The sequence below is a fragment of the Shewanella sp. GXUN23E genome (assembly GCF_050865035.1).
In the GTDB taxonomy this organism is placed as follows: Bacteria; Pseudomonadota; Gammaproteobacteria; order Enterobacterales; family Shewanellaceae; genus Shewanella.
On the sequence record NZ_JBOZWP010000008.1, the window covers coordinates 104140 to 119555 of the forward strand.

Sequence of the window (15416 nt, forward strand, 5' to 3'; positions counted from 1 at the left end):
TGAGAGCAATGCAGCACTGAAGCAGGATGCCTGACATGCTGACGCAGTGCGCCTTTCAATGCACTTGATACTGTGTGAGCCGTCTAGACATAGCACCGTCGTCAGCTCGCAAGCCACAGGGATGTGGCGAATGTCATTAACGCACGACTGCATGGATGCGGGAGGCAGAGCAACGCAGGAGCTGTTGCCAAGGAGCAGTTAATGACCTTGTCTCAAGCGCATTGAGCTCCCGCTAAAACAGATCAACGATTAACTGAAATTGGTATTAATCAAGCGGCGGCTGGAGACAGACAGGCAAAAGGGCTGACAGTCATCAGCTTAAGGTCGCGCCAATATTGTGCCGACTATTTACCAATTCCAAAGAGCAAAATTCAGCCACCTCAAATCAGGCGCTATTCCACAAAATGACACCGGACTGATTGCCGCTTTTACCAATCCCGGATATTGATAACCGTCATCCGCGTAACCACTGAATCGCCTCCTGCGACTCAGCCATCTCAAGCGGCGTAAGATGAATGGGGCTAACAGGAAGCCTGGCGGAACAAATCAACAAATGGCAAAAGGAATGCGTCATGACCTCTGAACATGGAAAGCCACTTATCATTGTTATGCTACTGCTTGGAATCATGGGCCTGATGGCTATATGGGATTTGCTGCAGGGACTGCTCTGGGAACCACGGGCAGTGAATATCAATTCCAATCTTCTGTTCCTGCCAGCAGTGTGGGGGCTATGGCAATACAACAATCGCTGGCGATTGTTTTCCATTTGCTGGCTGTTGGTCAGCCTGATACTTTTCGCTATGCTGCTCTGGTTCGGACAATGGGACTGGCGCAGTTACACCGCCTTAAAAACGGCCGTCTCTATCGCCATATTTATTATCGGTCTGGCAGTGTTGCTTCACCCTGCGACCATCAGACAGTTTAAATATAAGCAGCTGGCAACGGAGTTCGAACAATAGTGCTGACGGATAAAAGGAGACCCGAAAGTCTCCTTTTATAATCAGTATGGGAGTTATTTTCCCTTTGTCAGCGTTGCCGAGTCAGTCCCACAAGGCTTCACGGAAATGCTTGCGACAGACTGACACATAGCTTTCGTTACCGCCAATGGCGACCTGCTCGCCCTCTTTCATGGCATTGCCATTGCCATCCAGACGCAGCACCATGTTGGCTTTACGGCCGCAATGACAGATGGTTTTCAGCTCCACCAGCTTGTCGGCCCAGGCCAGCAGATATTGGCTGCCAACAAACAGCTCGCCCTGAAAATCGGTGCGCAGCCCATAGCACAGCACCGGAATATCCAGCTTATCGACCACGTAAGCCAGCTGTTTGACCTGCTCCTTGCTGAGAAACTGACACTCATCCACCAGCACACAATGCAAGGTCTGGGCAGCATGGGCACTGGCGATCATATCCACCAGATTATCACCGGCACCAAACACCTGAGCATCCGATTCAATGCCTATGCGGGACGCGACTTTGCCCACTCCATATCTGTCATCGATGGAAGCCGTCATCACCAGAGTATTCATCCCACGCTCACGGTAGTTATAAGACGACTGCAACAAAGAAGTGGATTTACCGGCATTCATCGCCGAGTAATAAAAGTAAAGCTGCGCCAAAATTCAGTTCCCCAAAAAAGTGTACGGCGGCATTCTACCATTGCTCAGCGCAGGGCAACACCCATAAAAAACGCGGCACTCAGGCCGCGTTTAACACTGTCATATCGCCGCTCAGCGTGAGCCAGCCTTGATTTTCAGATAGATGATGCTCAGCACAAACAAGCCGCCACAGGTAGCTAGTCCGGCACCAACTGATTCAGTGAAGCCCAGCACTGTGTAACCCACCAGGCTTATCAGCGCGACAATCAGAGCATAAGGCAACTGAGTCACCACATGGTCGATGTGCGGACAGCTGGCACCGGTGGATGACAGAATCGTGGTGTCAGAGATGGGTGAGCAGTGGTCACCAAATACCGCACCGGCCAACACTGACGCCAGCATTGGCAGCATCATGGCAGTGTGACTGCCCATGGCCATATCGGCGGCAATCGGCAGCATAATACCAAAAGTCCCCCAGCTGGTGCCGGTGGCAAAAGCGGTCAACCCAGCCAAAACAAACATCACCGCCGGCAGCATTTCGAACGGAATATTGCCAGACGCCAGACTCGCCATAAACTTACCGGTTTCCATCTGACCAATGACGCCGGCAATGGTCCAGGCGAACAGCAGGATCCAGATAGCAGGCAGCATGGATTTGGCACCGGCAGTCAGGCCTTTGAGGATCAGTTTCTTGTCAATTCCCTGCATCAGCACCATCGCCAGGGTGACACCCAGACCGATCAGCGCACCGAAGAACAGTGACGAACTGACATCAGTATTTTCAAATGCCTTGATTAAGTCGAATGGTTTGCCATCAGCAGCCAGCGCATTGGCGCCGCTGGATACCATAAAATACACAGTCGCCAGCACCAGGGTACCAATCGGCAGGAACAGTCCCATCACTCTGCCGGTGTCGGCTTCAGGCAGATCGGCATCCGCACCCGGCGGTGTCTTGGCAGGATCCCACAACTCGCCCTTCTGGGCATTGCGTTCATGGGTGCGCATTGGTCCCACATCCAGACCAAACAAAGACACACAGATCAGCAGCAACAGCGCAAAAATGGCGTAGAAGTTCATGGGGATCATTTCCACGAATACGCTCAAATGACCGGCTTCACTCATACCATGGGTCGCCAGAATACCGCCGATCAGGGCTATAATGTAAGCTCCCCAGCTGGATACAGGAGAGATCACGCACACAGGCGCTGCAGTGGAATCCAGCAGATATGCCAGCTTGGCGCGGGAAATATAGTATCTGTCGGTCAATGGACGACACACGCTGCCAACCACCAGCGAGTTGAAATAGTCGTCGATAAACACCACGCAGCCGAGGAAAATGGTCAGCAGCTTGGCATCGCGTTTACAGCGAATACGCTGACGGGCCCACTCAGCAAACGCGCGGGCAGCACCACTGACGGTGATAAGCGCAGTAATCATGCCAAGCAGGATCAAAAAACCGAGAATATAGACGTTCCAGCTGTTCAGAGCACCGTCGTCCCAGAACAGTTTAGTGACGCGATCCCCCAGATACAGGGCGGTATCGCTGATATTGAATTGGGTCAGCAACAAACTGCCCAACAGGATCCCTACCCCCAAAGACAATAATACCCGGCGCGTCAAAATCGCCAGGAGAATGGCCACCACAGGCGGCAGCAAAGAAAACGCCGAATCGGCATAGCTGATAACTGTCATAATTGTTTTATTTTCTTTCGTTGTTTAATACGACGAATGGAGAACACTGAAGGAATGGGGATAAGTCACGGCCATGCGAAGACATCGCATGGGTATGCAGAGCACCTGTCCTGTCAGTAGCGCTCCATAGTAATGGCTTTCCATCATCCCGGTGGAAAATACTATGGCAGTGCTGTCCCTGTTCGGTAACAGCCCCAGCGATTGGCCCTGATAAACTCAATCACTTCGGCACCAACTCCTTTCCCGATCGATCACTGGTATCACCCTGGCAATCGGTACTGATAGGTGGCGCAACCTCTACTTAAGAACACCTTAATCTCAGGCGTGAGGGAGATAAAACCATAAGCGGTTGGGATATTGCTACCCCAAAACCGCTTCAAAACTGCTTATCGTGACCGGGCTCACAGATTAAAGCATATCGGTCAGTGCAGGAACAGCCTCAAACAAATCTGCCGCCAGGCCGTAATCGGCAACCTGGAAAATCGGCGCATCCGGATCCTTGTTGATTGCCACAATCACCTTGGAATCCTTCATACCTGCCAGATGTTGAATGGCACCGGAAATACCCACCGCAATATACAGCTCGGGGGCAACAATTTTACCTGTCTGCCCGACCTGCAAATCGTTGGGTACGAACCCGGCGTCCACCGCAGCGCGGGAGGCCCCCACCGCAGCCCCGAGTTTATCCGCCAACGCTTCGAGCAAAGCGAAGTTTTCACCGCTGCCCATGCCGCGGCCACCGGAGACAATAATGCCGGCATTGCCAAGTTCAGGACGTTCAGATCTGGTCAACTCCTGGGAAACAAACTCAGTATTGGCTGCATGCACTGCTGCAACAGGTTGCACCTGTGCACTGCCATCATTGCCAACGGCATCAAACGCACTGGTGCGGATTGTCATTACCTTCTTGTCATCCAGACTCTTGACGGTCGCCATCGCATTACCGGCATACACAGGGCGAACAAAGGTGTCGGCATCCACAATGCTGACCACCTCAGATAGCTGAGATACATCCAGCAACGCAGCAACCCGTGGCAACAGATCTTTACCCTGACTGCTCGCTGCAGCCAGAATGTGGCTGTAGTCAGGAGCGGCATCAACCACCACAGGAGCCAGATTCTGTGCCAGATGGGCGCCGTATACGGCATTGTCAGCCAGCAATACCTTACTGACACCACTGAGCTGGCTTGCAGAGCGAGCAACACCGGCACAATCATGACCGGCCACCAGCAAATGAATATCGCCGCCGATTTGCGAGGCAGCATTGATGATCTTGGCCGTTTCAGGCTTCAGACTGACATTGTCATGTTCTGCAATTACTAGAATGGTCATTTAGATCACCTTGGCTTCGTTTTTCAGTTTATCAACCAGAGCCGCAACCGACTCGACCATGACACCGGCCTGGCGGGCAGCCGGAGGCGTCACTTTCAGCACCTGCTGGTGAGTTTTCAGCGTTACCCCCAGCTCAGCAACGGACACCACATCCAGTGGTTTGCGCTTGGCTTTCATGATGTCCGGCAACTTGGCGTAACGGGGCTCATTCAGACGCAGGTCAGCAGTCACCACGGCAGGCAACGGCATGCTGAGGGTTTGCAGTCCGCCATCAACTTCACGGATCACCGTCAGGCGCTCGCCCTCAACCCTGATATTGGATGCAAAGGTTGCCTGCGGGGCATTCATCAATGCCGCCAGCATCTGTCCGGTCTGATTGTTGTCACCATCAATGGACTGCTTACCCAGAATAATTAATCCGGCCTGCTCTTTGTCCTGCACCGCTTTAAGCAACTTGGCCACAGATAAAGGCACCAGCTCTTCCTCGGTATCCACCTGAATACCGCGATCTGCGCCCAGGGCCATTGCGGTACGCAGTTGCTCCTGTGCCGCTTTATTCCCTACAGTCACCACCACCACTTCAGAAGCGATACCGGCTTCTTTAAGACGGACCGCTTCTTCCACTGCGATTTCACAAAATGGGTTCAACGCCATTTTCAGGTTAGCCGTGTCAACATCAGATTGATCAGGCTTAACCCTCACTTTGACATTGGCATCAACAACACGTTTTACCGGCACCAATACTTTCATGGGTTCTCTTCCTAGGCCTCAGATTTCACTGAAGAAAGCATAAGCTGCTCGCTATCGCTTCCTGTCGCACTGGTTCCCCAGCACAGATGTTACGCCACTTTACTTATTGTTTACGTTTACGTCAACTAGACTCAATACTCCGGACCACAACGGCAAAAGTTATCTGCCTTTTTTCTATCACCCTACTTATTCTTTATTCCAGCGCAGTCGGCCGCTGTTCCAATATAAGCATCAAAGAACAGGCTTAACCTGCCATCGGCCAAATCAATATCAACCGGTCATACCAGTTTATCAGGTCGGCTGACAGCGGCGATTTCATTGGCTGCAGGCATACCAACCAGTGAAAGATTGGCCGGTTTAAAGCTGAAATGAAGATTAACGGTTACCCATATCGGCCTAATTTTAGGCGATACACTCTGAAATTTTATTAATATTCAAAAAAAGCGCTTTTAAATAGCTATTTTTTATTTGATTCATTGGCTATTACTTTCTATTATTCTTGCAGACGTAAATTTAACTAACCAGAATTAACTTGGAACATAAAGTTATGAGCGAATTCCTCGAAGTATTGACCCACGCCCGTCGTTTTAAAGCTGCTGTAAAAGACCTGTCTCTGGAAGAGCTGCAGGATTTGGCTGCCAAGCTGAACAAAATTATTGAAGAGCGTGAAGCTGCAGTTGAAGAAGAACAGGCAGCAATGGCTGACCGCATTGCGAAAATCGAAGAAATTCGCAAGCAGATGGCTGAAGTTGGTTTGTCTCTGGATGATCTGGGTAATGTTCCAGCCAAGGCCGCGCCTAAGAAGCGTGCTCCACGTCCAGCCAAGTACAAAATTGTGGTAGATGGTGAAACTATCACCTGGACCGGTCAAGGTCGTATGCCAAAAGTATTCAAGGCAAAGTTGGATAAAGGCGCATCTATGGATGACTTCCTGATCTAATCTTCTGTGTAATACAGAGAAAAGCCCGCTGATTCAGCGGGCTTTTTCATATCCGAAGCTGTTAAAAACGCTTACAAATCTCACTTGGTTTTTACATCTCAATTGGATAGGCTCAGGCTAACCCTCTGCCCTAGCAATTAGGATGATACATAACAATGATAAATAGCCAGGTTAGCCGATACTGCGCACTGGGATTGCTGTTGTATTCCCATTCCGGAATCGCCAAAACGCCACTGACGCAAGGTAATGAAGCCCTGACGGCACTCTCCGGTGCCACTATTCATATATCCCCTACCCAGCAAATCGATAATGCAACACTGTTGATAAAAGGTAAGAAGATATATGGCGTAGTTGACAACAAAGATATTCCCAATGATGCCTTTGTAGTCGATTTGACAGGTTATACCCTGTATGCCGGGTTCATTGACCCCTATACCGACTATGGTATCGACTTTAATTACCCCAAGTCAGATAAGAAACCTCCGGTTTACCAGGTTAGCTATCCGGGGATTAATGCTGAAAACAGTGCTATTCATGCCGAAAAAAAATGGGTAAACCATATCAGCGCCAATCCCAAGACTGCCGAAAAGTGGTTAAACAATGGTTTTACCTCAGTCCAAAGCGCAAAACTGGACGGTATCTTTCAGGGGCAGGCAGTCACTTTGTCATTAGCTGACAAACATACCAGCGACATTATTTATCAAAGCCAGGGAAAGCACATCCTGTCTTTTGATAAAGGCTCTTCGCCACTGGATTATCCGAATTCGCTGATGGGCAGTATGGCGTTAATCCGACAAACCTTTGCGGATACCCTTTGGTACCAAAACAATAAAGATAAAACCGACTTCAAAGCGACCTCAGGACACTATCGACTTAATTCCGCCTGGAATAATTTGGTCCCCATTGAACAACAGCAATTTATCTTTGCCACGGATAATCTCAATAGCCAGCTAAGAGCCGGTCATTTAATGGCAAAGCAAAATTTAACGACTACGTTACTGGGTAACGGGCGCGAATACCAACGCCTGGATGAACTTAAAGCTCTGGGCAATCCATTGATTTTACCGCTGAATTTCCCGGAGGCACCGGATGTCACCGACAGGGATGCCGAGCAGCAGGTCACACTTGAGCAATTACGTCACTGGGAACGCGCGCCCTATAACCCAGCGCGACTGCAGGCTCAGCAAATCCCCTTCGCCCTGACACTGCACCAAACCGACAGCACAGCATTCTGGAGCAGACTGAAACTGGCCGTTGAACTGGGATTGGACAAGCAAACAGCACTGGCAGCGTTAACCACCGAAGCAGCGATGGCCGCCGGCGTAGAAGGTCTGGCCGGAAAGCTGGAAGCAGGTTACATCGCCGACATAGTCGTTGCCAGGGGAGACCTGTTTGATAAAGGAGAAATCTACAGTGTTTGGCTTCAAGGCCAGGAGCATCAGTTAAAATCCCGCACTACCAGCGCCCTGCTCGGTGACTACCAACTCAGCTTTAATGGGTTGGAGCTGGATTTAAATCTTGCGCAGGACAAATCAGTACAGGGGACACTGTCCGGCGGCGAGCAGACGATCGCGCTGACCAAACCCCAGCTGGATGGCCAGCGTCTGATCTTCAGCGCTGATTTGAGTGATGCCGGCATCTCAGGGATCAGCCGTTTTGTGCTCTGGTTTGATGATGATAAAGGCAGCAGCCTGCACGGTCAGTTAACCGATGCCCGCGGAGCCGTGATCCCGGTTGCCGGATCCCGCATACTCAGCCAAACCGATACTCAGCCTGATACCCCACAACCCCCTCCGCAGCCACTGGTCGGTAGACAGACCCATCCCAATACGGCCTTTGGTCTGGAGCAATTACCGGTTCAGGAGCAATTGCACATCAAAAATGCCACGGTATGGACCTCTGAAGCAGACGGCGTTTTAAGCAATGCCGATGTATTGATAAAAAATGGGGTCATTCAAAAGGTAGGACAATCCCTTGAAACGCCATCGGGCTACCAGGTGTTGGATGCCAGTGGCAAACACCTCACCGCAGGTATCGTCGATGAACACAGTCATATCGCCATCAACGGTGGCACCAATGAAGGATCGGATGCCATCACCTCGGAAGTGCGTATCGGCGATATTCTCGATCCGGACGCCATCGCACTGTACCGCTCACTGTCCGGCGGCGTCACCTCGGCACAATTGCTGCACGGCAGCGCCAACCCCATAGGCGGCCAGGCACAGCTGATCAAACTGCGCTGGGGCGAGAATGCCGAAGCACTGAAGTTTGCCGAAGCCCCCTCTGCCATCAAGTTTGCCCTTGGTGAGAACGTCAAACAGAGTAACTGGGGTGACAGCTTTACCACCCGCTTCCCACAAACCCGTATGGGGGTGGAATCGCTATTTCGCGATGCATTCAATGCAGCGCTTGAATATGACCAGGCCCAGCGTGACTACCAACAACTGCGTAAATCTGCCCAGCGAAAAGAACTTGAACCCAAACCTGACTTACGCCTTGAGACGGTGGCAGAAATCCTCAAAGGCCAGCGGGATATTCATATTCATTCCTATGTGCAGTCAGAAATTCTGATGTTCCTGCAACTGGCTCAGGCCTACCAATTCAGGGTTGCCGCTTTTACCCATGTACTGGAAGGTTACAAGCTGGCTGAAGAACTGGCCGCACAGGGTGCAGGCGCCTCGACCTTCTCCGACTGGTGGGCATACAAATTTGAGGTGTACGACGCCATTCCCCAGAACGCCTGTCTGATGACGGCAAAAGGGGTGCTCACCAGCATCAACTCTGATGATTTTGAGATGCAAAGGCGCCTCAATCAGGAAGCCGCGAAATCCGTGATGTACTGTGGCATGAGTGAAACCGATGCCCTCAATATGATCACCATCAATCCGGCCAAACAGCTCGGAGTGGCTGACAAGGTCGGTTCAATCAAAGCCGGTAAGCAGGCAGATCTGGTGCTGTGGGATACGCATCCACTATCTGTCTATGCCAGGACGCAGTCAGTGTGGATCGATGGCAAGCGCTATTTTGACCGCGAGCGTAATGACGCCGAGTCACAAAAGCTGGGGCAGGAGCGGGCTGCGCTGATCCAGAAACTGCTGGCCAGCCCGGACAGCCGCAAACAGGGAGAAAAACCCACAGAGCGGCAGGAACCCGAATGGCACTGCGATACCCACTACAATGCCTGGGGCCAGTCTGCTGCAAATCAGCAAGCCAGCTCCAGCCATGACCATTTTTAAGGGACAACAGATGATGCGATTACTTTCCCTGCTGAGCGGCCTGGTGCTGATGACCTTGGCGCAGGCGCACGATATGGTGCCGGGCGCGCCACAAACTCAGTCAATTTTGCTGAAAAATGCTCTGGTGCACACTGTTATCAATGGCAGCCAGGCCAACACCGATGTACTGCTGGAACAAGGCAAAATTACCGCTGTAGGCCCCAACTTACCGGCCGGGGATGCACAGGTAATTGATTTGACCGGCAAACAGGTGTATCCCGGGCTCATTGCGCTCAATACCTTCCTGGGGCTGACCGAAATCTCCATGGTCCGCTCAACCGTGGACACCGCTGAAGTGGGTACCCTGAACCCGGAAGTTAAAGCCGCCGTCGCTTTCAATCCGGACTCAGAGCTCATCCCCACGGTGCGCAGTAACGGTATATCCCATGTGCAGGTGGTGCCTCAGGGTAATGGCCTGACGGGCCAATCAACCCTGGTTAACCTTGATAGCTGGACCATTGTTGACGGTGAGGTCAACACGCCAACGGCAATCCATCTGCACTGGCCGACTGTCAGTCACTGGTCTGGCGACAAGCAAAAACGCGCCAAGCAGCAGGAACAACTGACCAAAGATATCGCCGCAGTCAGGAAGGCGTTTGAAGATGCATGGCGTTATTCGCTGGCGCTTAAAGCAGGTACTTTAACAAGCAGTGATATCCGCTGGCAGGCAATGGCCCCTCTGTTTACCGGCGAGGCGCGGCTGTTTGCCCATGCTGACAGTCAGGCCGATATCGAACAGGTGCTGGATTTGGCCCGCCAATATCAGCTCAAGCCCGTGATTGTCGGCGGCTATGATGCCTGGCGGATACCGGAAATGCTCAGTGAAGCCGGGGCAGCGGTGATCTATCCTCATGTCTTCAGCCTGCCAAGACGCAGCGATGAACCGATTGATCTGCCGTTTCGAATTCCAGCCATGCTCAAGCACGCCGGCATTCCCTTCGCCTTTGGCTTCAAAGCAGACTGGGATGCCCGTAACCTGCCTTTTGCTGCCGGGCAAAGCGTTGGCTATGGACTGACTCAGGCGCAGGCGATCGACGCCATAACCTTAAGCGCTGCGCAAATTATGGGCGCTGAACATCTGGGAGCCATTGCTCCTGGTTACAGCGCCACAGTGGTTATCAGCAGCGGCGATATTCTGGATCCACTGAGCGCCAATATTGAAGCCATGTATATTGATGGCCGTCAGGTCGACCTCAACAATCGCCACCGACAGCTTTATCAAAAGTATCTGAAGCGATAGAATTTCTTCAGGAATCATTAAACAGTGGGTAATGAACCCACTGTTTTTCTTTATTTAAGGCAGGAACCCATGAAAGTCATTTCAACCCTCACCTGCATGTTGACCGGCACCCTGCTGGCTGGCTGCGCCGGCGATTACAGCTTTAACTCCAACCTCAGCAGCAAGGCGGTTGAAGACTATTTCAAAGCCGGTGATGTGCTGCTTGTCGATAAAAATATGGCGCCTCCCCGGCCTTTCAACCCACTGGCGATGGTGGATGGTGAGTCCTGTCAGGTGTACGCCGATGAACCTCCGGCATCCATGGCTGAAGCCCGCACCAAACTGCGTCTGGCCGCCGCCAACGCCGGTGGCAATGGAGTGATGCTGAACAACTGTGTTGAATATCATGACCCTGAAGGCGGCTGCCTGACCCGGGTATTGTGTATTGGCCGCGCCATCATCATGGAAGATGAATAACTGCAGGGTAACGGATATTTCCCCTATTAATTGAGAAGTCGTTTTTCCATGAGTTTTACCAATCAGATCCAGGCAGTCGCGTACTGCCGCACGCCTTATAAACAAAAGTTCGGCATACCGCGTCAGCCCGGGTTGGTCGAAGCCCGCGGCTATGTCGAGCTGGCCGGGGAGTTCAATCATATTGATGCCGTTCGTGGCCTTGAGCAATACAGCCATCTGTGGCTGCTGTTTTGCTTTCATGAAAATCTGGCCCAGGGCTGGAAAACCACAGTGCGCCCACCCCGTCTTGGCGGCAATGAAAAAATGGGGGTTTTTGCCACCCGCTCGACTTTCCGCCCCAATGGCATAGGCCAGAGTGTCGTCAGGCTACACGCCATCGTAAAACGCAAAGGCAAAATCTGTCTGGAAATCTCCGGGATGGATCTGCTGGACGGTACACCAATTGTCGATATCAAGCCTTATATTCCGTTTTCCGACGCCATCGAAGGTGCCGTGGGCGGTATCGCTCAGCAAGCCCCTGAGTTGATTGAGGTGGAATTCAGTGAGCAGGCGCGGGGGCAAACTGCCAAATACAGCATGCGTGAACAGAGCCCGGATCTTGAGCCTCTGATCCGGGCCGTCCTGGCTCAGGACCCCAGACCCGCATATAAGAAGGCCAAGGATGATCCCAAGCTGTATCAGGTTGCGCTGTACGATCTGGATATCTTCTGGAGAATGGAGAATGATAAGGCGCTGGTGCTGGAGCTGGTGCCCGGTAAAGTTCAGCGTTAGTCTGTCACGACGCTGCCGCAATAATGTCAGAGCAGGGATAACCTCAGAGCCTGGATAGCGTCAGTGCCGGGATTATTGCCCCGGGGTAAAAGTGAATTGTCCGGCCCCGGGATGATCGGCAGCGATGAAAGCAATAGAATCAGTCCCGGGTGCATTAGCACGAGTGTATGGCACAAGTACCAAGGGGAAACCGATGGCTTCAGGCTGGGCGAAAGACGATGCAGTGCAGGAGCAGATAGATTCGGACATCGACGATGCCGTCAGTCGCGTCAGATCGCAATTGCATACAGGTAACAGCCTGACACATTGCGAGCAGTGCCATGAGCCCATTCCCCCTGCACGTCAAACCGCAGTGCCCGGTGTGCGCTGGTGTATTCAGTGCCAGCAGGACAACGACAGGCAAACACTCAGTACGGCCTATAACCGACGTGGCAGCAAAGACAGTCAACTGAGGTAAGAGATTGAGGTAATAGTACTGAGGATAAGTGAGCCAAGACCAGAAAAGTCATGCTGTTTGTTTCGTCATGAAATAGGAAAAAGCATGTCTGCCATTACCTTGTTACCCACCACCATTGCATCAACAGCCAGAAGGCATCTGTACGAATGGCGATGGCTATCGCTAAAATAGTCTATCTCTTTGTGCTGACATAAAAACCAGATCCCTTAGCCATGACTCCCGATTACCGAACCCAACACAAAAAACGCTTATCCTGGATGCCCTGGCTGTACTTTTCCCTGAAAGACAAACATCTGGCTTGGGCCCGTCCCTGGCAACAGGAGGTGCAGGCGCACTTCAGCGCGGTCGAAACCGTACGCTTTGGCGATAATTGTTTTGTGGCGCCGGAATCAGAACTCTTTGCCGAGCCCGGGCGGGATATCGTCACCGGCAAGCAGTGCATGATAGCCGCCGGCTGCTTTTTGCACGGTCCTATTACCCTGGGTAACGAAGTCGCCATCAATCATGGCTGCTCCTTTGATGGCGGCGCACAGGGTATTGTGATTGGCGATCAGACCCGTATCGCCAACAATGTCACCATCTATGCCTTCAATCATGGCATGGCACCCAATCAGGCAATTTATAAGCAGAAATCCCACTCCTGCGGAGTACGTATCGGCAAAGATGTGTGGATTGGCGCCCAGGCGGGCATCGTTGATGGCGTCACTATTGGCGATCATGCCGTCATAGGTATGGGCTGTATCGTCAGCAAGGATGTGCCGGACTGGGCCATAGTGGTGGGTAATCCAATGCGGATTGTCGGTGACAGGCGGGAGAAACCTGAATTGGCACTGTTTCCACCTCAGGGGTAAGGTCACAAGTAAGGTCACAGAGTAGGCCGCTGAGCGTAGTTCCCTGTTTTCAGTTGTCTGCGCGCCCTTGCTCACAAATTGATGTCACGCAGGGACAATCCGGATTCTGCAGGTGACAAGCGTCTGCCAAGTGATAAAATGGCGCCCATTCAAATCACTTTGGGACATTTTGGTAATGCGAGTCAGCAAATACCTGCTATCAACACAGAAAGAAACCCCTGCCAACGCCGAAGTTATCAGCCATCAGCTGATGCTGCGCGCCGGTATGATCCGTCGCAACGCGTCCGGTCTTTACAGCTATCTGCCCACAGGTCTGCGCGTGCTGCGCAAGGTAGAGAACATCGTTCGTGAAGAAATGAACAAAGCCGGCGCCTGCGAAATTCTGATGCCTATGGTACAGCCGGGTGATCTGTGGGTTGAAACAGGCCGCTGGGACAAGTTTGGCCCTGAACTGCTGCGCTTTACCGACCGTAACAACCGTGATTTCGTACTTGGCCCAACCCACGAAGAAGTGATCACCGATCTGGTGCGTAAAGAAGTTAGCTCTTACAAGCAGCTGCCACTGAACCTGTATCAGATCCAGACCAAATTCCGCGACGAAGTACGTCCTCGCTTTGGTGTGATGCGTTCCCGTGAGTTCCTGATGAAAGATGCATACTCTTTCCATCTGGATCAGGAAACCCTGAACGAAACCTATGAAGCCATGTACCAGGCTTACTGCAACATCTTCAGCCGTATGGGTCTGGAGTTCCGTCCAGTGCTGGCGGATACCGGCTCCATCGGTGGCAGCCTGTCTCACGAGTTCCATGTGCTGGCCAGCAGTGGTGAAGACCTGATTGCCTACTCAACCGGCAGCGATTACGCCGCCAACATTGAGAAGGCCGAAGCGCCAATGCCAACTGAAACCCGTCAGGCTCCGACTGAAGAGCTGCGCAAGGTGGATACTCCAAATGCCAAGACCATCGAAGAGCTGGTTGAGCAGTTTGGTCTGGATATCAAGAAAACCGCCAAAACCCTGATCGTTCGTGGCAGCACCGAAGCCGCGCCGCTGGTTGCAGTCGTTGTTCGTGGCGATCACGAACTGAACGAAGTCAAAGCCGACAAGCTGGAACTGGTTGCCGCACCACTGGAATTCGCCACTGAAGGTGAAATCCGTGATGCACTGGGCGCAGGTTGTGGCTCTCTGGGTCCGGTTGGCCTGAACATCCCTGTGTACATCGACCACGCCGTTGCCGTCATGAGCGACTTTGTTGTCGGTGCCAACGAAGACGATAAACACTTCTTCGGCGTAAACTGGGAGCGCGATCTGCCACTGGCACAGGCGGCTGATATCCGCAATGTTGTGGAAGGTGAAGCAACGCCTGACGGCAAGGGTACCTATGCCTTCGCCCGTGGCATCGAAGTGGGTCACATCTTCCAGCTGGGTACCAACTACTCAGCAGCCATGAACGCCACTGTGCTGGATGAAAACGGCAAGGCACAAACCCTGATCATGGGTTGCTATGGCGTGGGCGTCAGCCGCATCGTAGCGGCGGCTATCGAGCAGAACCATGACGACCGCGGTATCATCTGGCCTGCAGCCATCGCACCGTTCCAGGTGGGTATTCTGCCAATGAACATGCACAAGTCGCACCGCGTAACCGAAGTGGCTGAGAAGCTGTATGCGGATCTGGCCGCTGCCGGTATCGACGTACTGTTCGATGACCGTAAAGAGCGTCCTGGTGTGATGTTTGCCGATATGGAACTGATTGGTATCCCACACACTATCGTGATTGGCGATCGCAACATCGATGCCGGCGTGTTCGAGTACAAGAACCGTCGCACCGGTGAGAAGCAGGAAGTGCCATTTGACCAGATCGTTGACTTCATCAAAGCCAACATCTAATCCGGGGTAACCCGGCATGATTGACAAAAGCACGCTCAGGCGTGCTTTTGTGTTTCTGTCACCGGCACATTGCAGCCTCCAGAACCAAAGCCTTTCATCTCAAACTTTCAACATGTTAGCATGGTCGTTAGCGGTGAACTTTTCACCACTCACGGGCAGGCTGCCATTC

The 15416-nt window shown here is 52.3% G+C and carries 13 protein-coding genes and 1 riboswitch; of the genes, 9 read left to right on the top strand and 4 right to left on the bottom strand.

Annotation, left to right across the window (positions count from 1 at the left end; all coding sequences use genetic code 11):
* The first annotated feature begins 572 nt into the window (after positions 1-572).
* A complete protein-coding gene (locus tag ACRRUX_RS09550) occupies positions 573-959 on the top strand; it encodes a hypothetical protein (RefSeq protein ID WP_432529577.1) in 387 nt (128 codons plus the stop codon).
* An 81-nt stretch (positions 960-1040) separates the two neighbouring features.
* On the opposite strand, the gene ACRRUX_RS09555 is transcribed toward ACRRUX_RS09550, so the two are convergent.
* From ACRRUX_RS09555 to ACRRUX_RS09570, 4 genes are all read right to left on the bottom strand, one after another.
* The gene (locus tag ACRRUX_RS09555) at positions 1041-1619 is read right to left on the bottom strand and encodes a thymidine kinase (RefSeq protein WP_432529579.1); all 579 of its coding nucleotides are present in this window, start codon (positions 1617-1619) and stop codon (positions 1041-1043) included.
* Positions 1620-1730: 111 nt separating this feature from the next.
* A complete protein-coding gene (locus ACRRUX_RS09560; RefSeq protein WP_432529581.1) occupies positions 1731-3290 on the bottom strand; it encodes a Na+/H+ antiporter NhaC family protein in 1560 nt (519 codons plus the stop codon).
* Between the two features lie 109 nt (positions 3291-3399).
* Positions 3400-3598: riboswitch (Lysine riboswitch) on the bottom strand.
* Positions 3599-3698: 100 nt separating this feature from the next.
* Positions 3699-4622, bottom strand: coding sequence for an electron transfer flavoprotein subunit alpha/FixB family protein (locus ACRRUX_RS09565; RefSeq protein WP_432529583.1), 924 nt, complete (start codon positions 4620-4622; stop codon positions 3699-3701).
* On the bottom strand, positions 4623-5372 hold the full coding sequence (locus ACRRUX_RS09570; RefSeq protein ID WP_432529585.1) for an electron transfer flavoprotein subunit beta/FixA family protein: 750 nt from the start codon (positions 5370-5372) through the stop codon (positions 4623-4625). It abuts the gene before it with no gap.
* A gap of 547 nt (positions 5373-5919) precedes the next feature.
* On the opposite strand from ACRRUX_RS09570, the gene ACRRUX_RS09575 reads away from it, so the two are divergent.
* From ACRRUX_RS09575 to ACRRUX_RS09610, 8 genes are all read left to right on the top strand, one after another.
* The gene (locus ACRRUX_RS09575; RefSeq protein ID WP_432529587.1) at positions 5920-6312 is read left to right on the top strand and encodes an H-NS family nucleoid-associated regulatory protein; all 393 of its coding nucleotides are present in this window, start codon (positions 5920-5922) and stop codon (positions 6310-6312) included.
* Between the two features lie 155 nt (positions 6313-6467).
* Positions 6468-9548, top strand: a complete 3081-nt coding sequence (locus ACRRUX_RS09580) for an amidohydrolase family protein (protein ID WP_432529589.1) — start codon at positions 6468-6470, stop codon at positions 9546-9548.
* A gap of 10 nt (positions 9549-9558) precedes the next feature.
* A complete protein-coding gene (locus tag ACRRUX_RS09585; protein WP_432529591.1) occupies positions 9559-10827 on the top strand; it encodes an amidohydrolase in 1269 nt (422 codons plus the stop codon).
* Between the two features lie 69 nt (positions 10828-10896).
* Positions 10897-11283, top strand: a complete 387-nt coding sequence (gene rcsF, locus ACRRUX_RS09590; protein ID WP_432529593.1) for an Rcs stress response system protein RcsF — start codon at positions 10897-10899, stop codon at positions 11281-11283.
* Between the two features lie 48 nt (positions 11284-11331).
* Positions 11332-12054 (top strand): tRNA (N6-threonylcarbamoyladenosine(37)-N6)-methyltransferase TrmO, encoded by a 723-nt coding sequence (gene tsaA, locus ACRRUX_RS09595; protein WP_432529595.1) that lies wholly within the window; start codon positions 11332-11334, stop codon positions 12052-12054.
* Positions 12055-12247: 193 nt separating this feature from the next.
* Positions 12248-12511, top strand: coding sequence for a DksA/TraR family C4-type zinc finger protein (locus ACRRUX_RS09600; protein WP_432529597.1), 264 nt, complete (start codon positions 12248-12250; stop codon positions 12509-12511).
* A 212-nt stretch (positions 12512-12723) separates the two neighbouring features.
* Complete coding sequence (locus tag ACRRUX_RS09605; protein ID WP_432529599.1) at positions 12724-13362, top strand: acyltransferase; 639 nt, start codon at positions 12724-12726, stop codon at positions 13360-13362.
* A 175-nt stretch (positions 13363-13537) separates the two neighbouring features.
* Entirely contained in the window at positions 13538-15247 is a 1710-nt protein-coding gene (locus ACRRUX_RS09610; protein ID WP_432529601.1) for a proline--tRNA ligase, read from the top strand.
* The last annotated feature ends 169 nt before the right edge of the window (positions 15248-15416 follow it).

Excerpts from the sequence above, each read along its gene's own strand:
- ACRRUX_RS09550 (WP_432529577.1), top strand. The coding sequence starts at position 573 with ATGACCTCTGAACATGGAAAGCCACTTATCATTGTTATGCTACTGCTT.
- ACRRUX_RS09560 (WP_432529581.1), bottom strand. The coding sequence starts at position 3,290 with ATGACAGTTATCAGCTATGCCGATTCGGCGTTTTCTTTGCTGCCGCCT.
- ACRRUX_RS09565 (WP_432529583.1), bottom strand. The coding sequence starts at position 4,622 with ATGACCATTCTAGTAATTGCAGAACATGACAATGTCAGTCTGAAGCCT.
- ACRRUX_RS09570 (WP_432529585.1), bottom strand. The coding sequence starts at position 5,372 with ATGAAAGTATTGGTGCCGGTAAAACGTGTTGTTGATGCCAATGTCAAA.
- ACRRUX_RS09575 (WP_432529587.1), top strand. The coding sequence starts at position 5,920 with ATGAGCGAATTCCTCGAAGTATTGACCCACGCCCGTCGTTTTAAAGCT.
- ACRRUX_RS09580 (WP_432529589.1), top strand. The coding sequence starts at position 6,468 with ATGATAAATAGCCAGGTTAGCCGATACTGCGCACTGGGATTGCTGTTG.
- ACRRUX_RS09585 (WP_432529591.1), top strand. The coding sequence starts at position 9,559 with ATGATGCGATTACTTTCCCTGCTGAGCGGCCTGGTGCTGATGACCTTG.
- rcsF (WP_432529593.1), top strand. The coding sequence starts at position 10,897 with ATGAAAGTCATTTCAACCCTCACCTGCATGTTGACCGGCACCCTGCTG.
- tsaA (WP_432529595.1), top strand. The coding sequence starts at position 11,332 with ATGAGTTTTACCAATCAGATCCAGGCAGTCGCGTACTGCCGCACGCCT.
- ACRRUX_RS09600 (WP_432529597.1), top strand. The coding sequence starts at position 12,248 with ATGGCTTCAGGCTGGGCGAAAGACGATGCAGTGCAGGAGCAGATAGAT.
- ACRRUX_RS09605 (WP_432529599.1), top strand. The coding sequence starts at position 12,724 with ATGACTCCCGATTACCGAACCCAACACAAAAAACGCTTATCCTGGATG.
- ACRRUX_RS09610 (WP_432529601.1), top strand. The coding sequence starts at position 13,538 with ATGCGAGTCAGCAAATACCTGCTATCAACACAGAAAGAAACCCCTGCC.